The sequence below is a fragment of the Bradyrhizobium sp. 25ACV genome (assembly GCF_054863005.1).
Genome location: NZ_JAVAYO010000006.1, coordinates 276,755 through 298,428 on the forward strand (window position 1 = coordinate 276,755; position 21,674 = coordinate 298,428).

The 21,674-nt window shown below is 61.4% G+C and carries 27 protein-coding genes; 22 read left to right on the forward strand and 5 right to left on the reverse strand.

Features of this window, described 5'->3' with window-relative positions:
• Positions 1–266 precede the first annotated feature (266 nt).
• Positions 267–773 (forward strand): MarR family winged helix-turn-helix transcriptional regulator, encoded by a 507-nt coding sequence (locus RAD04_RS16530; protein ID WP_026202299.1) that lies wholly within the window; start codon positions 267–269, stop codon positions 771–773.
• Positions 774–791: 18 nt separating this feature from the next.
• On the opposite strand, the gene RAD04_RS16535 is transcribed toward RAD04_RS16530, so the two are convergent.
• Positions 792–1,907: an alpha/beta hydrolase family protein gene (locus RAD04_RS16535; protein WP_461624610.1), complete on the reverse strand. Its 1,116-nt coding sequence runs from the start codon at positions 1,905–1,907 to the stop codon at positions 792–794.
• A gap of 251 nt (positions 1,908–2,158) precedes the next feature.
• Positions 2,159–3,130: an SDR family NAD(P)-dependent oxidoreductase gene (locus tag RAD04_RS16540; protein ID WP_461624734.1), complete on the reverse strand. Its 972-nt coding sequence runs from the start codon at positions 3,128–3,130 to the stop codon at positions 2,159–2,161.
• Positions 3,131–3,746: 616 nt separating this feature from the next.
• Here RAD04_RS16540 and RAD04_RS16545 point away from each other — a divergent pair.
• Positions 3,747–3,986, forward strand: coding sequence for a hypothetical protein (locus RAD04_RS16545; protein WP_461620658.1), 240 nt, complete (start codon positions 3,747–3,749; stop codon positions 3,984–3,986).
• A 157-nt stretch (positions 3,987–4,143) separates the two neighbouring features.
• Here the strand turns inward: RAD04_RS16545 and RAD04_RS16550 are convergent, their stop codons facing one another.
• Positions 4,144–5,067, reverse strand: a complete 924-nt coding sequence (locus tag RAD04_RS16550; protein WP_461624611.1) for an alpha/beta hydrolase fold domain-containing protein — start codon at positions 5,065–5,067, stop codon at positions 4,144–4,146.
• Between RAD04_RS16550 and RAD04_RS16555 the strand changes: the two genes are divergently transcribed.
• The gene (locus tag RAD04_RS16555; protein WP_461624612.1) at positions 5,009–5,863 is read left to right on the forward strand and encodes a TetR/AcrR family transcriptional regulator; all 855 of its coding nucleotides are present in this window, start codon (positions 5,009–5,011) and stop codon (positions 5,861–5,863) included. The two genes, RAD04_RS16550 and RAD04_RS16555, sit on opposite strands and share 59 nt — an antisense overlap.
• A 129-nt stretch (positions 5,864–5,992) precedes the next feature.
• On the opposite strand, the gene RAD04_RS16560 is transcribed toward RAD04_RS16555, so the two are convergent.
• The gene (locus RAD04_RS16560) at positions 5,993–6,919 is read right to left on the reverse strand and encodes a COG3904 family protein (RefSeq protein WP_461624613.1); all 927 of its coding nucleotides are present in this window, start codon (positions 6,917–6,919) and stop codon (positions 5,993–5,995) included.
• 713 nt (positions 6,920–7,632) lie between these two features.
• Here RAD04_RS16560 and RAD04_RS16565 point away from each other — a divergent pair.
• Genes RAD04_RS16565 through RAD04_RS16620 form a run of 12 tightly spaced genes read left to right on the forward strand, consistent with a single transcriptional unit; the run spans position 7,633 to position 14,145 of the window.
• A complete protein-coding gene (locus tag RAD04_RS16565) occupies positions 7,633–8,880 on the forward strand; it encodes a phage portal protein (RefSeq protein ID WP_461624614.1) in 1,248 nt (415 codons plus the stop codon).
• Positions 8,880–9,548: a tail assembly protein gene (locus RAD04_RS16570; protein WP_461624615.1), complete on the forward strand. Its 669-nt coding sequence runs from the start codon at positions 8,880–8,882 to the stop codon at positions 9,546–9,548. The genes RAD04_RS16565 and RAD04_RS16570 overlap by 1 nt, the downstream gene beginning before the upstream one ends.
• Positions 9,548–9,862 (forward strand): gene transfer agent family protein, encoded by a 315-nt coding sequence (locus tag RAD04_RS16575; protein WP_461624616.1) that lies wholly within the window; start codon positions 9,548–9,550, stop codon positions 9,860–9,862. Before RAD04_RS16570 ends, RAD04_RS16575 begins: the two co-directional genes overlap by 1 nt.
• On the forward strand, positions 9,859–10,140 hold the full coding sequence (locus RAD04_RS16580) for a hypothetical protein (RefSeq protein ID WP_461624617.1): 282 nt from the start codon (positions 9,859–9,861) through the stop codon (positions 10,138–10,140). The genes RAD04_RS16575 and RAD04_RS16580 overlap by 4 nt, the downstream gene beginning before the upstream one ends.
• Positions 10,141–10,145: 5 nt before the next feature.
• Entirely contained in the window at positions 10,146–10,643 is a 498-nt protein-coding gene (locus RAD04_RS16585; protein ID WP_461624735.1) for an HK97 family phage prohead protease, read from the forward strand.
• A gap of 19 nt (positions 10,644–10,662) precedes the next feature.
• Entirely contained in the window at positions 10,663–11,823 is a 1,161-nt protein-coding gene (locus tag RAD04_RS16590) for a phage major capsid protein (protein ID WP_461624618.1), read from the forward strand.
• Positions 11,824–11,828: 5 nt separating this feature from the next.
• Positions 11,829–12,404: a hypothetical protein gene (locus tag RAD04_RS16595; RefSeq protein ID WP_461624619.1), complete on the forward strand. Its 576-nt coding sequence runs from the start codon at positions 11,829–11,831 to the stop codon at positions 12,402–12,404.
• Entirely contained in the window at positions 12,404–12,742 is a 339-nt protein-coding gene (locus tag RAD04_RS16600; protein ID WP_461624620.1) for an HNH endonuclease, read from the forward strand. The genes RAD04_RS16595 and RAD04_RS16600 overlap by 1 nt, the downstream gene beginning before the upstream one ends.
• A complete protein-coding gene (locus RAD04_RS16605) occupies positions 12,739–13,095 on the forward strand; it encodes a hypothetical protein (protein ID WP_461624621.1) in 357 nt (118 codons plus the stop codon). The genes RAD04_RS16600 and RAD04_RS16605 overlap by 4 nt, the downstream gene beginning before the upstream one ends.
• A 17-nt stretch (positions 13,096–13,112) precedes the next feature.
• Positions 13,113–13,403 (forward strand): head-tail connector protein, encoded by a 291-nt coding sequence (locus tag RAD04_RS16610; RefSeq protein ID WP_461624622.1) that lies wholly within the window; start codon positions 13,113–13,115, stop codon positions 13,401–13,403.
• Positions 13,403–13,825, forward strand: coding sequence for a DUF3168 domain-containing protein (locus RAD04_RS16615; RefSeq protein ID WP_461624623.1), 423 nt, complete (start codon positions 13,403–13,405; stop codon positions 13,823–13,825). Before RAD04_RS16610 ends, RAD04_RS16615 begins: the two co-directional genes overlap by 1 nt.
• Positions 13,822–14,145, forward strand: a complete 324-nt coding sequence (locus tag RAD04_RS16620; RefSeq protein ID WP_461624624.1) for a phage head closure protein — start codon at positions 13,822–13,824, stop codon at positions 14,143–14,145. Before RAD04_RS16615 ends, RAD04_RS16620 begins: the two co-directional genes overlap by 4 nt.
• Positions 14,146–14,150: 5 nt before the next feature.
• Here the strand turns inward: RAD04_RS16620 and RAD04_RS16625 are convergent, their stop codons facing one another.
• On the reverse strand, positions 14,151–14,846 hold the full coding sequence (locus RAD04_RS16625) for a hypothetical protein (protein WP_461624625.1): 696 nt from the start codon (positions 14,844–14,846) through the stop codon (positions 14,151–14,153).
• A gap of 47 nt (positions 14,847–14,893) precedes the next feature.
• Here RAD04_RS16625 and RAD04_RS16630 point away from each other — a divergent pair, with 47 nt between their 5' ends.
• The 7 genes from RAD04_RS16630 to RAD04_RS16660 all read left to right on the forward strand — a co-directional run bounded on the left by RAD04_RS16630 (position 14,894) and on the right by RAD04_RS16660 (position 21,497).
• Positions 14,894–15,268, forward strand: a complete 375-nt coding sequence (locus tag RAD04_RS16630) for a phage terminase small subunit P27 family (protein ID WP_461624626.1) — start codon at positions 14,894–14,896, stop codon at positions 15,266–15,268.
• A complete protein-coding gene (locus RAD04_RS16635) occupies positions 15,246–16,871 on the forward strand; it encodes a terminase large subunit (protein ID WP_461624627.1) in 1,626 nt (541 codons plus the stop codon). Before RAD04_RS16630 ends, RAD04_RS16635 begins: the two co-directional genes overlap by 23 nt.
• A gap of 3 nt (positions 16,872–16,874) precedes the next feature.
• A complete protein-coding gene (locus RAD04_RS16640; protein ID WP_461624628.1) occupies positions 16,875–17,270 on the forward strand; it encodes an HK97-gp10 family putative phage morphogenesis protein in 396 nt (131 codons plus the stop codon).
• Positions 17,263–17,595: a gene transfer agent family protein gene (locus RAD04_RS16645; protein ID WP_461624629.1), complete on the forward strand. Its 333-nt coding sequence runs from the start codon at positions 17,263–17,265 to the stop codon at positions 17,593–17,595. The genes RAD04_RS16640 and RAD04_RS16645 overlap by 8 nt, the downstream gene beginning before the upstream one ends.
• Complete coding sequence (locus RAD04_RS16650; protein ID WP_461624630.1) at positions 17,582–19,840, forward strand: phage tail tape measure protein; 2,259 nt, start codon at positions 17,582–17,584, stop codon at positions 19,838–19,840. Before RAD04_RS16645 ends, RAD04_RS16650 begins: the two co-directional genes overlap by 14 nt.
• Positions 19,841–20,610: 770 nt before the next feature.
• Entirely contained in the window at positions 20,611–21,234 is a 624-nt protein-coding gene (locus RAD04_RS16655; protein ID WP_461624631.1) for a hypothetical protein, read from the forward strand.
• Between the two features lie 71 nt (positions 21,235–21,305).
• Positions 21,306–21,497, forward strand: a complete 192-nt coding sequence (locus RAD04_RS16660; protein ID WP_461624632.1) for a hypothetical protein — start codon at positions 21,306–21,308, stop codon at positions 21,495–21,497.
• Positions 21,498–21,674: the final 177 nt, after the last annotated feature.

Consider the following 21,674-nt stretch of genomic DNA (forward strand, 5'->3'; position numbering starts at 1 on the left):
ACGGGACGATCGAGACCCCCCCACCGTCAGGAACCAATATGCCTGCGTCGTTCGCTAATCAAAATACTTTATTAAGTCAGCCTTCCGGTTTTCGCTAAGCCTGTGCCCCGCGCGCAACACCGGCGCCGGGCTAATCGCTGAGCTGATCATCTTTGTAGTTTTAGTGACGAAATTACCCTGCCCTGCACTTGCGTCAGAGCAGGCTTGCGTGGACTATGGCCCTCCACGAACACCGGCCTGAACAATCGGTTCACGGGAGTGACGCTGTGTCCGCGACGAGGAAAGAAGGAGCGCGCCTGCGCTCGATCGGCAATCTGGATATCATCAGGCGCTTCACCTGGGAGATATCGTCGATCAACATGTATCTGGAGGAGCTGCGTCAGTTCTGGGCGAAGACACTCGGTATCAGCGGCCCGCAATGGCTGATCCTGATGGCCATCTCCGACCTCGACAAGGACGACGGCATTCCGGTCAACGTGGTCTCCAAGCTCCTCCATGTCGATCCGTCCTTCGTCACCACCCAGTCCAAGCTGCTCGAAAAGAAGGGCCTGCTCCGCCGTCGCCCCTCGCCGACCGACGCCAGGGTGGTCCGGCTGTCCCTGACCGACAAGACCCAGAAGCACATCGCAAGCCTCAACGAGCAGTACAAGACGATCCGCGAATTCGTCTTCCAGGAGTTCGACGAGAACGAATTGACGGAATTCACCGGCAAGCTCGCGACGCTGAAGAACCGCCTCCAGAAAGCCTGCGTCCGGATCTCGCTCGACTTCTAGGGTTCTGGGCCGCCGCGCTCAGATCCGCCGCGCGGCGGTGCCGAGCCGAGATTCGAGCCAGTCGAAGATGTATTCGTTGGCAAGGCTCGGATTGTCCGCATGGGCCTGCGCCGCGCCGGTCTCGGACGCGGTGAACACCTTCAGCATGACATCCGAGGTGGCGAGCCGGGAGCTCTCGACGATCTGACGCGCCCGGTCGGCCTTGAGCCAGCCGTCCTCGCCGAGCGTGATCAGCACCGGGCAGTCCGCGCTGGAGGCCATCAGCGGCGCATGCGGCACCGGCACGATGCTGACGTCGCTCATCGCGAATCGGCTGGCAAAGAAGGCTCGCTCGTGCAGGTCCCACAGGCCGCCGTCGCAGACGGCGGCGGCAAGCCGCGGCTCCTGCAACACCGCACGCGCCACGAAGGACGAGCCCCAGCCGTCGGCGATGATCCCGACCCGGGCGAAATCGATGTCGCCGCGCGTCTCCAGATAATCCATCACGCCGGGAATCGCGCTCTCGAGATCCCGGCGCCGCAACAGCGCGTCGAGATAGTCGTCGCGCTGGTCGCCGAGCAGGTCGAGCGCCAGCATCGAGAATCCACGCTCGCGCGCATGCGGCACGAGCTTGAACAGGAACTCCTCCTTGCGATGGCCGGGCTCGCCGATGCAGATCACGGTCGGAGCCCGTCCGCTTCCCGACGGAGCGGGAAGGAAATAGCCCTGCAACGCATGTCCGTCGAGCCAGGGGATCGTCACGACTTCGCCGGCCGGGCCGCGCGCCGCGAGATAGCGGCGGGCGCATTCCTGCATCGCAAGCACGGCAACCCAGCGGCGCTCGTCAGCCGGGTCGAGCGGCATCGCCGCCGCACCGTAGTAGTTCATGGCGCGCAGCCAGTTGCGCTGCGCGCTCGCCATGTGGCCTTCCGCGAACGCGGCCTCGGCGCGCTGCCGATTAGCCTGCGCCAGCTTCTTCCACTCGCGATGCCAGGAGCGGTCGTCACCGCGCTTCAGCTGCCGCGCGATCATCAGGCATTCGGCGATCGTGGCGCCGCCCTCCTGGGCCGCGGTCAGGAGCCGCGTAAATTCAGCGGAGATGTCCTCCCGCTCCGGGCAAAGGATCCAGTCGTCGGAGAGGCATGCGGGAATCATCGGAGCTACGCTCTATCATCGCGTTATCCCTGATTGACTAAACTATTTCAGTTGACCGACCAAGCAGCCGTGCACCGAATGAGAGCCGTTCGAGATCACCATCGCTTGAACGAAACGGTCCGCTCGCATGCGTGACATTCCAATTCGTCATAAGGCGATGAACACTGGCAGGAGGTGGCACGTACAATTACCTGCGCGCCTCTTGCCATGATGATTATCATACCTATATCGGCGCGCCTTTCGAGGCGATCTCAACCGAGCCGCCAGCCGACCTCCTGCGTAAAGCTTTCGTAGAAGGCGCGGTCATAGGCCTGCTCCGGCGTGGCGCGCACGCGCTCGTCGAGTCGCTCAGCGTCCTCGCCCACGAGGATGCGCCAGCGCTCCGCCTTGACCCCATCGAGGATGATCTTCGCGGCTTGCGCAGCCGTGGTCGGCGCATCCTCCAGGAAGCTGCGGGCGCGCTCGGCGAACGCCGCCTGGATGTCCTCGTCCGACATCTTGTCGGCATCCGGCACGCCGGCCGCGACCATCCGCTTGCGGGTCAGCGCGACCTCGTCCGCGTTGAGCCGCTCCGACCCGTCGGCGCTTTGCACCTTGCGCGAATTGGAGACGATCGAGGTGCCGATGTGACCGGGCATCACCACCGAGCATTTGACGTGGGGCGCATGCAGGCGGAGGTCGTTGATCAGCGCTTCGGTAAATCCCTTCACCGCGAACTTGGCCGAACTGTAGGCGGTGTGCGCTTGCCCCATGCCGATCGAGGCCCAGAAGCCGTTGACGCTCGCGGTGTTGACGATGTGGGCCTCGTCCGCCGCGACCAGCATCGGCAGGAAGGTGCGCACGCCGAGATAGACGCCGCCCCAGCAGATGTTGAAGGTGCGCTCCCACTGCTCGCGCGTGTTGGTGAACAGGCTGCCGCCGCCACCAATGCCGGCATTGTTGAACAGCAGGTGGATCCTGTCGGTCTTCTGCTGCTCGGCGAGCTCATCGCGAAAACGCTTCAGATGATCCTCGATCGAGACGTCGGCGACATGCGTCGTGACGCGGGCGCCTTGCGGCAGCTTCTCGACCTCGCAGAGCCGCTTGGTCTCGGCCATCGCGGCCACGGAGACGTCGCACATCGCGACATTGCAGCCTTCGGCTACGAGTTGCCGCGCGAGCTCGCGCCCCATTCCCGTGCCGCCGCCGGTGATGACTGCGATCTTTCCTGCGAAATCCTTCATGGGACTTTCGGCCCCTCCCTTGTCGGTATGTTTCTTCGTCATCGCGCATTCACTGGAGCGCGCACGAAATGTAGCAGCGCCACATCCGCAAATGAAAGCGGATCGGCGAGGCAATCTTCGGCATCAGTTATTTCGGCGTGCGGACTATTGCAGCCCCGGTGCAGTCGCTACGCGGTTGTTGCATGTGAGGCAGCCTCGCCCGCGGCACATCCTTCGAGACGCCCGCCGTTGGCGGGCCCTCAGGATGAGGGCGGAGTATGTGGCAGCAGTTTCAAGGAGCACCGACTCGGCTCAGCCTCATCCTGAGGAGCCGCGCGCCCCTCGCGCGGCGTCTCGAAGGACGAGGCGCTTGCTCAATCGTCGCCGGAAGCCCACGCGATAGCCCGGCCGTTGCGAGGAGCGTCCGCGGCGCTGCCGCCACAGTCGGGCAAAATTGCCCGGTTCCCGTATTTCTCCGGCTTCGGTTTATGGGTAATTTTTCTACAATCCGAATCGTCAAATGGACTCCGGACGCTGGGTCGAGTCGGCCAGGCCAGCGTGTTGTTTGCGTGTCACAGGCTCTGGCACTCCGCTTGCATCCTCTTCGTGGTCTGAAACTACCGATGAGGTGACAGGAATGTTCGTGACCGTCGTTGCCGTGCTCTGCCGGCTGAGTGCAGCCAGCTCAGGCAGTTGCATCGAGGAAATCGTGACCGACAGCAACATGACGCCCGAGATGTCGTTGATGCAATGTGCGATCGGCGCACAGGCGCCGTTGGCGAAATGGATGGGTGAGCATCCGATCTATCGCGCCAATTGGCGCTTGGATCGGTACAAATGCGTGCCCGGCCATTACGAGATCAAGGGCCACGCCTAAGGCCCCGCAAAACTACTGATCCGAAGACGACAGATACGAGGAAACGCCCCGGGGGCCGCTTGTCCCTCCGCGGGCACTGCCAGCGCCAAGCCCCAGCGAGGCGGCGCGCCCTGTGGCCACGGTCACACGCTGTGACCACGGTCACACGCTTCTCCCATCACGCCACCGCGCGCATGATGAGCGCCCGCGCCTTGCGCCCTTCCGGCGTCGGCATCAGCGCGTAATTGTGCGGCTGGTCCCGCAGCAGATGCAGATCGACCGGCACGCCCACGGCCCTCGCCCGCTCGGCGAGATCGACGCTGTCGGGGTAAAGCAGATCGCGCGTGCCTGCGAAGATCGTCATCGGCGCCAGCGCGCGAAAGGCGCCGTTGAGCGGGCTGACGAAGGGATGGCCGATATCGAGATCACCGGCATAGAGATGCCCGGCCTCGACGATCCCCGGAATGTCCTGGATCGGATCGCGCTTTGCGATCTCGATCTGTTCGGGACGGCTGACCGAGGCATCGGCGGCGGGCGAGATCAGCATCATCCGGTCCGGCTGCCGATGCCCGCGATCGCGCAGCCATTGGCACGCGGCGAGCGCGAGGCCCGCGCCGGCGGAGTTGCCGACCACCGTGACCTTTGCGGATCCCGCGTCTTCCAGCAGCATGCGCAAGATCTCGGCCGTAACAGGCACGACATCCTTCGCGGTGGCGCGCGGCGCCAGCGGATAGATCGGCACGACGCACACGACGTTCGCCTTGCGCGTCATCTCGCCTATGAAGCGCCAATGCGCGGGCACGATCTCGTTGATGAAGCCGCCACCGTGCAGGAACATCACGAAATTGCAGCCCTCATGCCCCGACGACGGTGCGGTGTAATAGACCGGCCAGCCGCCCATCTTCGTCAGCGTCACCTCGACACCACGACCAAGCCCCGTCGGCTCGAACGAGGCCGGCTGCAAGGCGAGCTTCTGCACATGCGCGTGCACCGCTTCGGCCGATGCCAGCTGCTGCTTGAACGGAAGCAGCCGAAGCAGCGCATTGAAGGCGCGGCTTTGCAGGCTGGGTGCGGGATCGCGCCGGGCCGGCGAGCTGAACAAGCAACCACCGGGACAAAACTGCAAGGCCGACACGATCCTGGCAACGCTCATGGCCACATCCCCATTTGGCGCGTTCGCGACGGCGACAAAGAGGCTTGCCGACCCGCCGCTATTTGCCGTTATAATGCGAGCATTCACTCGCTTTTCCAACTCGCATTCAGATCACAAGGCCGTGGCCCGCAAACCGCCGACAAAACCCCGGAAAACTGCCTCGCAGGCGCGATCACGCGCCACCATCGACGCGCTGATCGAGGCGACTGCTCGCATTCTGGTCCGCGAAGGTTTCGAGAAGGCCAGCACCAACCGCATCGCCGAGGTCGCCGGGGTCAGCGTCGGCTCGCTGTACCAGTATTTTCCGAGCAAGGAAGCGCTCGTCGCCGCCGTGATCGATCGTCACAACGAGGAGATCATGGGCCTCGTGCGCACAGCGCTGACCGAAGTCGCCGACCTGCCGATCGAAAAGGCGGTGCGAAAACTCGTCAGCGTCGCGATCGAAGCCCACCGCATCGACCCGAAGCTACATCGGGTGCTCGCCGAACAGATCCCGCGCACCGGCCAGCTTAGGGACGTCGAAGCCTTCAACCGCGAGGTCCAAACGTTAGTGCGCGCCTATCTCGAAAGCCGCCACAAGGAGATGCGCAAGATTGACCTCGACGTCGCGACCTTCATCTGCGTCAGCACGATCGAAGCGGTGGCGCACAACACAGTGCTGAACGGGGCGGAGATGCTGTCGGAGAAGATGGTGAAGGTGCTGGTGGATGAGACGACGAGGTTGGTGGCGGGGTATTTGAGGTAGGTGGAACGATGCCGAAACCTGGACACGCTTGCTTAGGCTGCGAGGAAGGTCGCACTTCATAAGCGCGCGGAGAAGTCAGCCCCTCTCCGTGAGATTGAATGAGATATCCCGCTAAATCACTCCGGGAGTTCATGGAGCGCACTGATCGAGTATGCCGATAAGCTTCGGCCTGCCGCTCCCGATGCTCATTCCCTCGAACCCGAGGAATATAGGTGCCTCATACGAGACCTGAATCGCCACACCAACATTCTCTCCCTTGCGAAGGGCGACTGTTTCCTTTTGCGACAGCGCGTATACGACATTGAACAGGCCGTTTTGAATCCGCTTGGACTTCGGACTCAGTCGATACACCTGCCCATCGATCAAAAGAGAATGAGCGGCCATATTCATGAGCTCAGTATCCCTACGAAGGGTATCGAAGATAGCGAGTAAGAATGCGCGGCGCTTTTCGCAGTAGAGGATGAATTTATTTATTCCGGATTCTTCGGTTGTTCGCTGTCCTTTCAGATAAAGTTGTCCGTCGGTACTTTCGATTGTCCAAACAGGTCGGGTCCGCCCGTTATTGACGACATTCAGCCGTTCCAAAGTCGCTTTGTCGATTTCATGCATCCCGTCAGGGCTCGCGGCGGCGCTCAACGTGAAAAGATCTGGATCAACATCCATCGAGCGCATGTATTCGACTGCCAGGGCGGAGATGATCTGGGCAATCCCTTCAATGCGCTCATCGGCCCGCACCGACTTGAATTGGTGAACGCCGTAACGAGACTCGCGTTTCAAACACCTGAATTCACCGCCCAAATAGGCGTATGCGCACGCGCTGTAACAGCCGCCCTCATCAATATCGAAGGGCTTCGAAGAGAATGGTGATTTCCGACCGATGTCGGTGGAGAACCCATATTTTCGAAACAGGCGGCCGAGTTCTATTCCCGCAACCAGGCTTCCACCGGGTGAGTCCAGATAGACAATAGAGCGATCGGGAATACGATTCTGCGTTACGTATCGCTCAAACCGCTGGGGGCGTCGGGATCGATGTCTCCGTCCAAAAAGACGAACCACCGATTGCCCGCTATCTCAATGGGTAACTCCGGCGGGAATCCCCTTACAGTCATGTTCGATTGAGCATCCGCTGAACCCGACTGAAAAGCCAATAGAAGAGCGAGCGCGTAGATCGTTCGCCACACCATGGCTTTCACAAGCTGCGCCATCGATTCAATTCCTGCCTCAAACGCCACAAGGTAGCGTGAGAGCACAGGCCGTCGCCACACCTTTTGGTAGAAGGCAAGCCGCGCCGCAAGTCGCTTCGGAAAAGCGACATTCCGTCAATCACGTTGCTACTGTGCATGGGGTTGTTTTCGGGCATTTTGGTTTGCCCGACCGCCGGGGCAGCCACCCGCTGCCGACCGTCGCGCACGCGCCCCCGGCCAGCACGAGCTCTACGCCCCGCTCAGTCCACCCGACAGATGCTTTGAGGAAAAATGGTCGGAGCGAGAGGATTTGAACCTCCGACCCCTAGTCTCCCAGACGAGCGCTAAAGTCTGAAAACACTAAATGTATTTGCAAACCCCCGGATTCTAGACGCACTGATTCTGCACCGCTTTTCACCACCGCTGCAAACGAGGAAAGCGATATTGGCAGCGCGCATTTCTGGAAATCCGACTCACTTCCGCCACAATCGCCGCGCAACATAATTGCGTGTTCGGAAGTCGTTCCGAAACAATAGCACAGCACCGAGGACTTCTCCCCTCGCCCGCCTAACCAGCGGGCTAACCGTGCATGTTGCTTTTTTGTCTCTAGCGTCCCGCTTCAAATCGCTCTTCGAAACCAAGACCTCGTCTGGCGTCTCCTCGCCGGAGGCTTGGCTGATCGACCTGTTCGGCGCCGGCACTACCCTTGCCGGTGTGAACGTCACGCCACATGGCGCAATGACTTGTGCTCCCGTCTCAGCCGCAGTGCGCTCGATCTCCGAGGCAGCCGGTTCTCTTCCCCTTCACGTCTATAAGAAGCTCCCGGGCGGCGGCAAAGAGAAGGCGCCGCACCATCCCCTCTACAAACTCCTGCACGACGCGGCAAACGGCTGGACCCCGGCTGCGCTCTTCCGCACCCAACTCATGGCGGACGCGCTGTTGCAGCCCTGGGGCGGCTTCGCCCAGGTTGTCCGCGTTGACGGCGGTAAGGCCGCCGAACTAATTCGGCTCGACCCCAAGACCGCACCCGTTGCTGTAGACGACCGCGACCTTGAGCCGACTTACAAGGTCAATGGTCGGGAAATCGACGGCGCCGATCTGATCCATATTCCCAGCCCGGCTTACGATCAGCGCAAGGGCCTGGTCGGCGAAGGTCGCGAAGTCATCGCGCTGGCGATCGTTTTGGAGCGTCATGCGGCGCGTCTGTTCGGCAACGGCGCTAGACCTTCTGGCGTTCTCAGCTTGAAGGGCACCATTACGCCCGACGCGCTCGGCAAGGCTAAGGCCGCGTGGCAGGCCGCGCATAGTGGCAGTAGCTCCGGCGGCACCGCAGTCTTACCGAGCGATGCATCTTGGCAGGCGCTCACGTTCAACAGCGTCGACAGCCAATTTCTGGAGATGCGGACGTATGCGGTCGCTGAGATCGCGCGACTGTTTCGTGTCCCGTTGCACATGCTGATGCAGGTTGATCGTGCTCAGCCGCGCTCGATTGAATCGATCGGCCAAGAGTTCCTCTCGCAAGCGTTATTGCCCAGGCTGAAGTCATTCGAGCAAGAGCTTGAGTTGAAGCTTCTGACGCCGGAAGAGCGCGATCAATTTGCCATCGAATTCAATATCGACGGCTTCGCCCGTGCCGACTTGCTCGCGCGTGCGCAGGCCCTTAGCGCCACCGTCTCAGCGCGCATCCTCAACCCGAATGAAGCGCGCCAGATTGGCTTTGGTTTGCCGGCCTATGAGGGCGGCGACGTGTTCGAAAACTTCAATACGTCATCCGCACATGCCGGCGGCGCCCTCAATGCGCAGAACGACAACAACAATCAAGCGGCCGCCTAATGCTCCGGACAGTCCATCTCCACGGCAAGCTCGGCAAGGAATTCGGCGCATCCCATCGTTTCCACGTGGCGACCGCTGCTGAAGCGCTCCGCGCGCTCAACTGCACCTTCCCCGGGCGCTTCTTGAAGGCGATCGAACAGGGCGCCTATAAGATCGTGCGGGGCGACAAGCGCTCGGGCATGCAGCTAGATGTCGACCTCGTCAACCAGTTCAACCTCGGCCATGCCGACTTGCACCTCATCCCGGTCGCACGCGGCGCCAAGAACGAAACCGCGAAGGGCACCACAAAGATCGTGCTCGGTGCTGCCCTTGTCGGCGGCGCAATCTTCCTCTCCGGCGGCATGCTCGCAACCCCGCTCGCGGCTTCCGGTATTCTCAGCGGTGCAACCTACGGCACCGTTGCGGCGATCGGCCTTGGCCTCGCGCTGTCCGGCGCCTCAACGCTGCTCACCAAGCCCCCCGGCGAGCAAACCCAAGCCTCCAATAGTCTCAGCGTCAACGGCGGCAACATCGGCAATTCAGGCCGGCAAGGCGACGCCATCCCGCTGATTTATGGCGAGTGCCTCGTCGGATCGACGCCGGTTCAAGCGTGGTCCGACGTCGAAGACATCAGCGTCTATGCCGACAGCGCCGGCTCCATCGAAACCGCTTTTGGGGAGGCCGGCTGATGCCTGATCTCTTCACCTTCTTTGGGGATGGCGAGCACACGTTCAGGCTCACCAAGCCCATGATCCATGAGCTTGAGAAGCAGTGCGGCCCCATTGGCGCGCTCAGCAACCGCATGTTCGCGCGTTCGTTCAGTCAGGCCGATCTTTCCGAGACCATCCGGCTCGCGCTGATCGGCGGCGGCACCACACCCAAGCGCGCTCATGAACTGATCGTCGCCTATGTCGACGGCCGGCCGCTGGTCGAAACATACGAACTCGCCGCCAAGATCCTTGAGCGGACGCTGTTCGGCAATCACGAGGAAAAAAGGACATGAAGACCACGCTTACCGCGAACGGCACCACATCTCCAACGTTCTGGCCGGGTGGTTCCGGCACCTTCTCTGCCACCGGCACATTCGGCGGCGGCACTGCGAAGCTGCAAATGTCTCCGAACAATGGTGTCACCTGGATCGACGTCGACCGCAACGGCGACACTTACGTCACGTTCACGGCGAACGGTCAGGGCGGCTTCGAGCTTGCACCCTGCCTGTTGCGCGTCAGCCTGACCGGCGCAACGTCTCCATCTCTGTCGTTCAAGGCGAACCGCTCGTGACCGCGATGGACCGCCTTGAGATCAAGGCGACGCTCAGCGTCAGCGATGAAGGCGAAGTCACCGGCATTGCGTGGCCGTTCAATGCAGGCCCCGACAGCTACGGCGACTTGATCACCAAGGGCGCTTTCGGCGCGATCATTCCCGATCTGCCGATTCTGTATCAGCACCGGCCGGACGATCTCGTCGGAACGTGGAACGAAGTGAAAGAGACCGAGGACGGGTTGACTGTCAAAGGTCAGCTTCACCTCGACCAGCCCCGCGCGCGTTCAATCCGCGCGATGCTCAAGACTGGTCTCGTCACCGGCCTTTCCATCGGCTTCCGGACCAAAGCCGCGCGCAAGCAAGCCCGGGGCCGCATCATCGACGCGCTGGACCTCGCTGAGATCAGCTTGGTTCGCGACCCCGCCCATTCTCGCGCCCGGATCACGGGCACGAAATCCGACGACGCGGCGCGTGCCGTGGCCGATCTCATCAAGCGTTTCACGGCAACGCTGAAATCCTAGTAGGAGCTTTGACGACCCAATGAAGACTATGAACGCCCTGGAATTCAAGGATACCGGCGAAGCCGACGATCCGATTGCCTCCGTTGCCAAAGAACTGGCGGATTTGAAGACGGCCCTCGAAACGAAGGCCGCCAACGACAACACCAAGCTGACCGAGCGCTTGGACCGCATCGAGGCTAAGGTTAACCGGCCCGGCGCCAAGTCTGCCGCGAACGACAATGAGCCCCAGGTCGAGACCAAGGCGCTCAACGGCTTCCTTCGCAACGGCGCACAGTCGCTCGACGACCTGGAGCGCAAGACTCTCAATCTCGGCACCACCACGGCCGGCGGCTATGTGGTCGCGCCCGAATATTCGACCCGCGTCATCGAAGGCCTGACCCAGTTCTCGCCGCTGCGGTCGCTCGCCAGTGCCATGTCGATCGGCACCACCGAGACCTACATTCCGATCCTCACGTCCGGCACTGATGGCGGCTGGGTGACGGAAACCGGAACGCGCCCTTCGGCTGAACCGGCGTTCGAACAGGCCAACATCAAGACCTTCGAATATGCCGCCACGCTTCCGGTGTCGGTGCAGCTCCTGGAGGACAACGCCGTCGATCTCGCCAGCCTGTTAAAGCGCTGGATTACGAAGAAATTCGGCAAGGCGGAGGCAAGCGCTTTCGTTGTCGGCGACGGCAACGGCAAGCCCACCGGCCTGCTGCATACGCCCGCCGACTACACCCAAATCGTGGCCGACCAGGACGGCTCCGACCTCCTGGAAAAGCTGATCGACCTGTTTTATGCGCTGCCGGGCGAATATGCGAATGTCGGCGCGTGGATGATGAAGCGCTCCACCATGGGCCTCATCCGCAAGTTGGCCGACGTCTCGACCACCCGTCGCAGCATCTGGTCAGACAGCATCGCCAAGGGCACACCGGCCACGCTGCTCGGCGCCCCGATCTTTGAAGCTCCGGATATGGACGGCATGGCTGGAGCGGGCAGCCCCGCCGCCGATACGTTCCCGGTTATCTTCGGCGACTACGCCAGCGCCTACCAGATCGTCGATCGCGTCGGCGTGGCTGTGATGCGCGACGATTTCACCGGCGCCGACAACGGCATCGTGAAGCTTCGCGCCCGTCGTCGCGTCGGTGGCAAGCCGATTCTGCCTGAAGCGGCCGTGGTCCTCAAGGCAACGGCGTAACAGCTATGCGGCTCGCAGCGAATACTTTTGCCCTCCAGCTCGGCGACAAGTCTTTCGACCTGAAGCCGTCGCTGCGAGCCGCATTCATCCTATACGAACGTTATGACGGCTTCCATAACCTCTCGCGCCACCTCGCCGACGGAAGCCTGACCGCCGCTCTCGACATCATCAGCGCGACCATCGTCAACGCCAAGGCCTGGGGCAAATACGCGCTGCCAGCCAATGGTGCCGTCGTGCGCGACCTCTTGGCCGCTACCGGCGACCTGATCGAATTCGTCCTGGTGCTCGCCGGCGCTGACGACGAGACCAGCGGCGATGGCGACACCGGCAAGCCGATCCCGTTCGATGAATACTTCACTCAGCTTTACCAGATCGGCACTGGCTGGCTTGGCTGGACGCCTGATGACACGTGGGAAGCAACGGCCGCCGAGATCATCAACGCCCAGAAGGGCCGCATGGACATGCTCAAGGCTTTGTTCGGCAGCAAGGAACAAACCGCCGAATCTTCCGACCTAGCGACCGTCAAGGCCGACCTCAACGCCATCGGCGACCTTACCGTTCATTCATTGGGGGCGCGCTGATGGCCTGGAAACCACGCCGCGTATGCTGCGGCAAGATCATTGCGGCAGCCGATCTCTGCGAATGCCAGATCCGGCGCAAGGCTGAGTCCGACAAGCTCAGGCCCAACGCCACCGATCGCGGCTATGACAGCAAATGGCGCCGTGAGAGCAAGGCATTCCTCGCCCTTCCTCAGAACCGCTTCTGTGCATGTGGCTGCGGTCGCACTGCCGATTGTGTTGACCACAAGACTCCCCATCGCGGCGACATGAAGCTGTTCTGGGACCGGAAGAACTGGCAGCCGCTCGCCAGTTCGCCCTGTCATGCCAGCCGCAAACAAAGCATGGAGCGCCAATCATGAGCGACAAGGCCCTTTGGCGTGCGGTCGTCCACCAAGCGATCACGGATGCAACGCAGCCACTCTCGATCGGTCGACAATCGGTTCGCCTCGACCAGATGCGCACCCGTGAATGGCTGACTCAGCCCAACGTCGACTTTGAAGATGTTTGCAGCCTCGCGGAGCTGGATCCGGTCAAGGTGCGTAAGCACGTGCTGCCCCTAATCGCCAAGGCCATGGAGAACGATCAGCCGATGCCTCAACGCACGCCGCAACGCCGCGTCCGCTTCTCAGCGAGGTATACCCGGGGGGTGGATCAAAACCCTCAAGAAATCGTCCGCGACCGGTGCCTCCGGGTCGCGCAAGAGAGCGTTTAATTGGAGTTTTTCTGACTATGCCCGGCATCACCCTGGACCAAGCGAAGGCCCACCTGAACGTCACCCTGGACAATGACGACGCACTGCTTACGGACAAGCTGGCCGCCGCAAAGGCATGGGTTTCAGCTTACACGGCCGGCGATCCAGACGCAGACGGCGCCCCGGCGCCGCTCCAAGAGGCAGTGCTGCAATTGACAGCGCACCTCTATCAGAACCGTGAAGCCAGCCTTGTCGGCGTCACAGCCCAGCAACTTCCGTTCGGTTTCCTCGACCTTTTGGCCCCTTATCGGGCTTGGTGCTTCGGGTAATGGCCTTTTCCGACCCCTCTTTTGCCCTTCAGAAGGCCATCCGAGCGCGCCTGATTGCGAGCCCGGAATTGATGGCCCTGGTCCAGGCAGAGCACGTCCTGGACGCCAATGGACGGCCTGAGATCATCCCGGCCGTCTACATCGGCGAGGGACAGACCCTATTCCGACGCTGGGACGCGACGACGCATGCCACGCTGCACGTTTGGTTCCAAGAGCCGGGCTTGGTCCAGTGCAAAGAGGCCGTTTCCGCCATCGTTGCCGCGCTGCGGATCGACGCCCAGGCCGATGGGGTGCTGCCGATCGACGGCTTCACCGTCCACGACATGCAGGCCACCCAGACCCGGTATATGCGCGACCCGCACGGCTCTTACAGCCACGGCATCGTCTCGGTCGTGGCAATCGTCAAAGCGAGGGCGGCATGAGGGCCGGCAACCTCGACCGCGTCATTGAAATTCAGCGCCGCACCACCGGCCTGGACCTCTACGGCACGCCCGTAGAGACCTGGAGCACGTTCGCCACGATGCGGGCGGAGCTGCTTAAGAATGCCACCGACGACCGCGAGGGCCCGCGCGGCCACACCACCGACGCGACGCGGACCTTCCGTATGTATTACTTCGCCAGTCTGAGCCTCAATGACCGGCTGCTCTATGAGGGGCAGCAATTCGAAATCAAGAGTATCACTGAGATCGGTCGCCGCGTCGGGATGGACGTCGCCTGTGAACGGGTTGGACTTAGCGTATGAAGCAATCAGACAGGCGACTTGATACCATCTCGCTCAAATACTTCGGCGAGGCCTTCATCGAAGTTCTTCACGAAGTGATGCATGCGTTCGAGCGTTTGCCGTATCGTATCCAGTCTTCGGTGCCGAGGAACAATTCCTGGATCGTATTTGATCATGGACACGATGGTGCTCAGTCGATGAACAATCATCAAGTAGTGCAGGCGGTCTGGGATCTTCAATTGTGGTGCGACATCTCGCAAGAGAGGGTCCAACAAATGCGCCTCCATTTGGGCCCTCGCCTTGTCGGTTGCTGTGTCCCATCGCATCTGATCGTTATGGGTCGTCGCAGCAATCGCTTTTCTGACCGCAAAGAGCAGAGCGGCCGCGGCATGAACGGTCTGAGTGACCAACACTCCTGCAACTACCCTGGCCTCAGCGAATTCATGCTCTTTTCGAGAAGCATCCGCTTCACTACGCGAATGTTCAATTGCTTGCGCGGCGCGAATTTGCCTTTGCACAGCAAACCAAGCGATGATCGCCGCGATCAAAGTTACGCAAGCGCCAATGACCGCACCAAAAATGCCAAACCAGTCCGCTCGCGGTCCTTCCTTCGCGAAATTAATCGCAAACATCACCCAAACCGGCAGGGTGAAAAACGAAACCGCCGTCCCGGCGCAAAACGCCGCCACGGCAAGTGTTGCATTGAATGCGCGTTTCCCCATTCTCAAAATCTGCCCTGCTACTCGATATTTGTCGAGAGGGCCGTGGCATGAAGGGCCGAAAACCACAGCTTGCCGCCGATGCGAATGCACTTGACGCCGCGACCAAACCGCCGGCGTGGCTGAGCAAGCATGCCAAGGCCGAATGGCGCCGCGTCATGCCAGAGCTTGCCAAGCGTCGAATCCTCACCATCGCGGACCTGGGTTCGCTGGAGAGCTACTGCCTTGCCATGGGCCGGGTCAGGCAGTTGGAAGCGCTGTTGCGCACCGAGATCGACCTGAAGCTCCTCCGCGCCCAGGACAAGAGCATGGTGACCGCGCGCCAACTTGCCGCGGAACTCGGTTTGACGCCGGTCTCGCGCTCCCGGCCGGCTGTCCGCGACAATGACAACGAAGGCGACGATGACAACCCGCTCGCCCTCTAAGGACACCTATCCGCACTGGATCTTCGACGACTCGCCCATTCCCGACCCGTTCGGCTATGGCGAGCGCGCCGTCGAATTCCTCCGGCGGCTTAAGCATCCCAAATCGACGCTTCCCCGGAAGCAATTCCAGCTTGATCCGTGGCAGGAACGTATCGTGCGCGCGATCTATGGGCCGCGCGACGACGCCGGCAATCGGATCATCTCGCGCGTCGTCATCTTGATCGCAAAAGGAAATCGCAAGACGTCTCTCTCGGCAGCGCTGGCGTTGCTGCATACGATCGGCCCCGAGCGCGTCTCCGGCGGCGAAGTCATCTTTGCGGCTAGCGATCGTAAGCAGGCCGGAATCGCGTTCAAAGAGGCACGCGGAATCATCAAGGCGGACCCGAAACATTTGGTTCCGGTAACGAAGGTCTATGACGCCTTTAACAGCGCAAAGAAGATCAGTTATCCCCGGGAGGGCACCGAGCTTGAAGTAATCTCTTCCGATGCGCCGTCTCAGGACGGGCGGACGCCGAGCTTCTGCCTGGCTGACGAAATCCATTGCTGGCGCGGAACGTCACTCTGGACCGTTCTCGCCAACGGCCTGGACAAGATCGACAATAGCCTACTTGTCATCGCCACGACGGCGGGTCGCGGACAGGATAATATTGCCTATGAGATCATCGAGCGCGCGCGCAAGGTCGCGCGCGGCGACATCTTCGATCCAACTTGGTTGCCGGTGCTGCTCGAATCCCCTCCGGACGTTGACTATTCCAGCGAGGACGCTTGGCGCCGCGTAAACCCCGGCAGCGCACATGGGTATCCGTCGATCGCGGGCTTTCGGCGGCATGTTGCGAATGCAAAGGACAGCCCGACCGAACGCGACAGCCTGTTGCAATACAAGCTCAACGTCTGGCTTGACCATTCAACTTCGCCCTTTGTCGACATGGCGACCTATGACCAGGGCGCCGCACCGATCGACTATGAGGGGATGCACGGTGCGCCGTGCTGGGTTGGCGTCGACATGAGCAAGACGACTGACCTTTCGGCCGTCGTCGCGTGCTTCCGAGACGGTGACACCTACACCGTGTTGCCGCACTTCTTTTGCCCAGAGGCCGATATCCGCAAGCGCGGCGACCTGGACGGAGTGAATTACGCCTCATGGGCAAGGGACGGTTTCATTACGGCCACGCCCGGCAACGTCATCGATAATGCCGCCGTCGCAGACTACATTCGCGGTCTAGCTGAGCGCTTCCAGGTGCAAGAGATCGGCTTTGACGTGGCGTTTGCCCAGGGTGTCATGGCGCCCCTGGTCGACGAAGGGTATCCGGTCGTCACCATTCGCCAAGGATGGGTGACGCAATCGCCGGCTCTCAATGTCCTGGAGCGCGCGATCATCAGCGGCAACTTCCGGCACGGCGGACACCCGGTCTTGCGCTGGAACTTCGCCAACGTAGCGATCCACAATGACGCGAACGACAACCGTATCATCCACAAGAGCAAGTCGACCGATCGCATTGACGGCGTCGCGGCGACTTGGATGGCGGTGTCGCGCGCGGCTGCCGGCGAAAGCAACCGATCACTCTATGACCTGCCTAATGCCATTGAACTGCTTTCCTGGTGATGCATGACTGACGATCTAGACGCATACCTCAATTCGCTTCCCGACAAGCTCACCGAGCATCTATCGGACGTGCTGCGGGAGCAGGCATTCCGTCTTTCCGACGCTCAGCGCGCCGCGTTGCGATCTCTTGAGCAGTCGCCAGAGACCGGCGCTTTAGAAGCGTCGTGCACCGTGGCCCAGGGCGAAAACGAATTGGAATACCTGGTGAAGGCCGGCGGCGACATGACGACCAAGGAAGTCCGCGAGGGGAGCGGCGAACCCTATGACTACGCGCTCGGCTTCGAATTCGGGACCAGCCGTCAGCCGGCGCGGCCGTTTTTCTTCAACACCTATGAAGCCATGCGCGATGACATGCAGCAGGCAATCGACGATGCAGTTAGCGAGGTTCTAAATGACTGACACTACCGGCCGCGAAATCACCTGGGCGGGCGGCACCCATACCTTTGACCTGGGGCATCCCTGGGTGCGCCGCGTTATTTCTTGGCGCGGCATCAACGGACACGCGCCGGCCGCGCTGCTCGCTCGTTTCGGCGCGGACAGCTACGGCTCGGAAGAGGTAGAGCGCGTCATCGAATTGGGCTTGATCGGCGGCGGCATGCCGGAACGTGACGTTGAGGCCACGCTTGACGCCCATGTGCGCGGCAAGCCGATGGCTACCAGCGTTGCGCTGGCCAGCACTGTGCTGGCGACGTTGCTTGTGGGGGCCGAAAATGCCCGCGCCTAGTCTCTCAATCCCGATCAAGCTCAACCTCGACCAGTTGAAGGAACAGTTGCGACAAACCACGTCGCTCACCGGCAACGCTACGCGCCAGATCGCGAAGCAATTTCTGGACATGAACAAGGATCTCGCCAAGGACGCGATCTTTGCGACGATGGCGCGCGGTGCCGTTGATCTCGCCGGCAAGGTCGCGCTCGCGGTCGGCGCCTATAAGCTCATGACGGCTGCGATCAGCGGCGCCCGTGAACAGATGGCGCAAATGGTGGAGATCGCCAATAAGGCTCAAAACCGTGGCGTCTCGCCCGCGTTCCTCCAGGCATTCACTTCGGAAGCCCGCAAGCTGAAGGTAGAGGCCGGCGAGCTCGAGTCCGCCCTGGATCACGCTTTCCAGGCGACCAAGGACCGCTCGCCAATCGACATCGGCGAATGGAGCGTCGGCGAAGAGAAGATTACCGACGTTGAAAAGGCATTGCGCGTCTACAATGAGACGCTTGCCAAGACGGCCGGCCAACAGCTACAGGGCTTGGTTCTGTTCCGGGACGCTCAGACGCAAGAGGACAAGGTCAAGGCGGTTCTGGCCGCCATGGTGCAGCTCGACAGCATCGGGCAGCATGCCGCGAGCCTGGACCTTGGCGAGAAGATGTTCGGCGCCCAGATCGTCGATCGCATGCGGCAGGGCAAAACGTCGGCTGAAGGCATGCTGCAAACGATCAAGGAAGCGAGCGCAAGCGCAGACGGCATTTTCAGCAACGTCCTGGTTGAGCGGGCGAAGGAAGTCGACGACCAGCTCAAGATTGCCCATCAGCGACTCTCGACCGCGCTCAAGCCGTCCTGGGACGACCTCGCCAGCGTCATGATGGATATCAAGGGCGCATGGGCCGACGTGATCGGCTACATCGCCAAGGCGGTGGAGCTATCCAACAAGCTGCCCCGCATCCCCGGCATGCCGGCGAGCGCCACCGACCTCGACGCCAAGCGGGACGCGCTCGCCCAGGTCAACGCCCGTTTGAACGGGATCGGGGGCGGGTTGCTCGGGAGCGTCAACCTTCCGCCGCTCTCGATCCCCGGCATCGGACAGGTCTACGCTGGCACGACGGCGGACCTTGAGGCGCACCGCGACCGCCTGCAAAAGGAGATCGCGGCCCTGACGGCCGGCCAAGATCAGTCTGGCCCGGCTGTCCCCGGTCAATCGCGCGGCACTGGTCCAGCGCCCACCAAGATCAGCACCGGCAGCAATGTGGACAAGCTCGGCAGCGCCGCCGACAGCATTGAGAAGCGCATTGCCGCGTTGCAGGCGGAGGCAGCTGGCCTCGACCTCACTACGGCTGCACGCGAGCGCTCTAAGGTCGCCGCTCAGCTCGAAACCGTCGCAATGCAGGCCAATGCCGCCGCTGGAAAGGGCGAAGGTGTTGTTACGGCTGAGCAGCGCCAGCGTATCGAGGAAGTCACAGAGGCCTACGGCAAGGCCACCGAGGCCATTGAGAAGGCCACCGTCGCTCAATCGATCCGGCGGGGCCGGCAGACCTCGCTCTTGGATCCCCAGGACGTGCAGATCGCCGAACAGCTCAAGGGCCTCTATCCGGACGTCGCCACCGCCCTGAATTCGGTTGAGGCGTCGGCTATGCGAACCAATGAGGCCATGCGCTCGGTCGGCAGCGCCATGAGCAGCAGCCTCACCAGCGGCCTCGCGGACATCCTGGACGGCACCAAGAGCGTGGCGGCAGGCTTCGCGGACATGTCCAGGGCCGTCGTCCGCGCGCTCGAAGAGGCCATGATCAAAATGCTGATCGTGCAGCCGATCATGCGGGCTCTGTCCAGTGGGATGGGCTTCAGCGACGGCGGCTTGGTTGGCCCAGCGCTTGCTAAGGCGGAGGGCGGCTATATCAGCGGACCAGGAAGCAGCACTTCAGACAGCATTCCGGCCCGGCTCAGCAACGGCGAGTTCGTCGTGCGGGCCTCCGCGACCGCGAAGCACCGCGCCGTCCTTGAGGCGATCAACAGCGACCGCATTCCCAGGTTCGCAGACGGGGGCTTGGTCGGTAACGCCGGCAGCGGAGGCGCCCCCATGATCGCCCCCTCGAATGTCATCGCGCCGCAGATCGCCGTCACCGTGCAAGGCTCGCCTGGTATGTCGGACCAGGACCACCAGCGCACCGGAGAAAACGTCGCGCGGTCTATTGAGCATCAGGTTCGCAGCATGATCGCCAACGAACTCCGCACGCAGCGGCGACCGGGTGGCGTGCTGCGGTAGCAAGAAAAGCCCCCGGCGGAGTGACACCGGAGGCTTTCCCTGATGAGACACACGGCGATCGGTGTCGGTAGTGCTATAGCAATCGCCTCGCGGATTTCGCAGATTTTTTTGGTCTGGGCTGCAAAAAATACGGCGTGATCCTAAAGCAGAACGCTATATGCCGAAGTTGATGAGACCCTGTTGCGCCTAGCGCGGCAGTATAGCGGCCTTGAACGAACGGTGTGGCGGAACATGACGCCACCTATGAGCCAGCCGCAGGCGCACGGATATCGGATCAAGCGCTCCCCTTTATAGGACGCCTTGGTAGGGTTGCACCGGACGATCTCTATGATCGTCGAACGCGCCAAAAAGATGAAGGCACTGCCTTGCGGCATCCTTCTCCAACCCCTCTGTTGATGGACATCTGGCAGATGGTTGGGCATCCGGCTTCGGCCGGGTAACCGCGTGATCGCTTGCGATCGAGATGCGGAGTTTAAGGCGAGGGCACGGGACGCCACCTCGCCGCATTGGTCATCACCAACGCTACGCTCCAGATTAACCTTCGATGGAATGAACCTTCGAATCTCTCTCCCTTCGGGATAAGCATTAGGGCTGTTGCTCTCTGCTTATCTCAGGAGGGAGAAAGTTTCCCTTGGAATGGGCTTGGTTGTGGGCTTTAGGTTGGTTAGCGTAGGGGTAGCGGGGACGTGACCGACGCCGAGAGCGAAGCGAGCGGCTAGGAGCGGCCCCTAAAACGACGGTTCAAGCGAACTGGGTTGGCTGGGGGAACGATGGACAAAGAGGAGCTCGCGGCGCGGGCCGCCGTGGCGTGCTGGAACGGTTCGGAGGGAAGAAACGCCGGCGCAATACGGGCGGCTAACCCCCTGGACCTGGACACGCTGACGTTATTCCTGAACGCCTGGATGTTGGCGCGCGGAAATCCAATACCGAGGCGACCAGGACTTCTATCGTTCCTGAATGCTCACGCTATGCCGGCGCTACGAGCCGTTGATCAGGCTTCTGATGACGCCTATCGGATCATCGAAAAGCTCAGCGTTAGGGCCGTTTCGGAACAGGCAACCCGGGGACGGCCCACCTCGATGCTGTCCAAACTTGCTCACGCAGTCAGCCCCCTAGTTTTCATTCCCTACGACTCGCGGGTCCAGAAGGCGCTCCGGGCTGTAAGCAAAGGGGTCAAGGCTCATCACTACTGCGATTACATGCGGGCGGTTTTGTCAGAGAAGCCCGCTTTCGATCGCGAGCTTAGGCAGCGAGGCCTATCGGTCGAGAGCTTGCGGGCAACCGGCATGAGCCAGACGCTTTTCGAGATGAGGGCATTGGACAAATGGCTAATGTTGCGAGGCGGCTTCAGCGCGACCAGGATGGAGCGGGAAGTTCGTGCACTCGCAATGTAAACAACGACTGACTTTAAAAGATTTTTCGATCATCTGAGTAAGTTGTCACTGACCCTAGTTGGATCTTCAATATGGCAAAGAGCCCGCTCGCAAACACTCCCGGCTTCATCGCCGCTCGCGACATCGTTCAGAAGGAATTCGACAAGGCCCAAGAGGAAGTTAATCACGCAAACAAGCCCGGCAGCGCCTTCGCAGCGACGAATCGAGACAGGGCGATTCTAAGAAGAGACGTGCTGGCGAAGGTATTGCGCGATCTTAGCTGATGAAGTCATTGCTGACTTCAATTTCAGATTTAGCGAATATCGCCCGCTTGCCGGCGACTCGCAAATCGCGCATCTCGATTCCCGTGCATCACCGCACCACATGGGGCTGACAGATGACCACCGACCTGGGAACGTTCATTCCAACCTCGACCTACAACGATCTTGTCACCGCGCTGA

Coding starts and splice junctions, on each gene's coding strand:
- RAD04_RS16605 (WP_461624621.1), top strand. CDS start 12,739: ATGAGCGACAAGGCCCTTTGGCGTGCGGTCGTCCACCAAGCGATCACG.
- RAD04_RS16635 (WP_461624627.1), top strand. CDS start 15,246: ATGACAACCCGCTCGCCCTCTAAGGACACCTATCCGCACTGGATCTTC.
- RAD04_RS16620 (WP_461624624.1), top strand. CDS start 13,822: ATGAGGGCCGGCAACCTCGACCGCGTCATTGAAATTCAGCGCCGCACC.
- RAD04_RS16655 (WP_461624631.1), top strand. CDS start 20,611: ATGGACAAAGAGGAGCTCGCGGCGCGGGCCGCCGTGGCGTGCTGGAAC.
- RAD04_RS16610 (WP_461624622.1), top strand. CDS start 13,113: ATGCCCGGCATCACCCTGGACCAAGCGAAGGCCCACCTGAACGTCACC.
- RAD04_RS16595 (WP_461624619.1), top strand. CDS start 11,829: ATGCGGCTCGCAGCGAATACTTTTGCCCTCCAGCTCGGCGACAAGTCT.
- RAD04_RS16645 (WP_461624629.1), top strand. CDS start 17,263: ATGACTGACACTACCGGCCGCGAAATCACCTGGGCGGGCGGCACCCAT.
- RAD04_RS16650 (WP_461624630.1), top strand. CDS start 17,582: ATGCCCGCGCCTAGTCTCTCAATCCCGATCAAGCTCAACCTCGACCAG.
- RAD04_RS16540 (WP_461624734.1), bottom strand. CDS start 3,130: ATGAAGGATTTCGCAGGAAAGATCGCAGTCATCACCGGCGGCGGCACG.
- RAD04_RS16660 (WP_461624632.1), top strand. CDS start 21,306: ATGGCAAAGAGCCCGCTCGCAAACACTCCCGGCTTCATCGCCGCTCGC.
- RAD04_RS16585 (WP_461624735.1), top strand. CDS start 10,146: ATGGACCGCCTTGAGATCAAGGCGACGCTCAGCGTCAGCGATGAAGGC.
- RAD04_RS16575 (WP_461624616.1), top strand. CDS start 9,548: ATGCCTGATCTCTTCACCTTCTTTGGGGATGGCGAGCACACGTTCAGG.
- RAD04_RS16580 (WP_461624617.1), top strand. CDS start 9,859: ATGAAGACCACGCTTACCGCGAACGGCACCACATCTCCAACGTTCTGG.
- RAD04_RS16570 (WP_461624615.1), top strand. CDS start 8,880: ATGCTCCGGACAGTCCATCTCCACGGCAAGCTCGGCAAGGAATTCGGC.
- RAD04_RS16590 (WP_461624618.1), top strand. CDS start 10,663: ATGAAGACTATGAACGCCCTGGAATTCAAGGATACCGGCGAAGCCGAC.
- RAD04_RS16640 (WP_461624628.1), top strand. CDS start 16,875: ATGACTGACGATCTAGACGCATACCTCAATTCGCTTCCCGACAAGCTC.
- RAD04_RS16545 (WP_461620658.1), top strand. CDS start 3,747: ATGTTCGTGACCGTCGTTGCCGTGCTCTGCCGGCTGAGTGCAGCCAGC.
- RAD04_RS16535 (WP_461624610.1), bottom strand. CDS start 1,907: ATGATTCCCGCATGCCTCTCCGACGACTGGATCCTTTGCCCGGAGCGG.
- RAD04_RS16625 (WP_461624625.1), bottom strand. CDS start 14,846: ATGGGGAAACGCGCATTCAATGCAACACTTGCCGTGGCGGCGTTTTGC.
- RAD04_RS16630 (WP_461624626.1), top strand. CDS start 14,894: ATGAAGGGCCGAAAACCACAGCTTGCCGCCGATGCGAATGCACTTGAC.
- RAD04_RS16615 (WP_461624623.1), top strand. CDS start 13,403: ATGGCCTTTTCCGACCCCTCTTTTGCCCTTCAGAAGGCCATCCGAGCG.
- RAD04_RS16600 (WP_461624620.1), top strand. CDS start 12,404: ATGGCCTGGAAACCACGCCGCGTATGCTGCGGCAAGATCATTGCGGCA.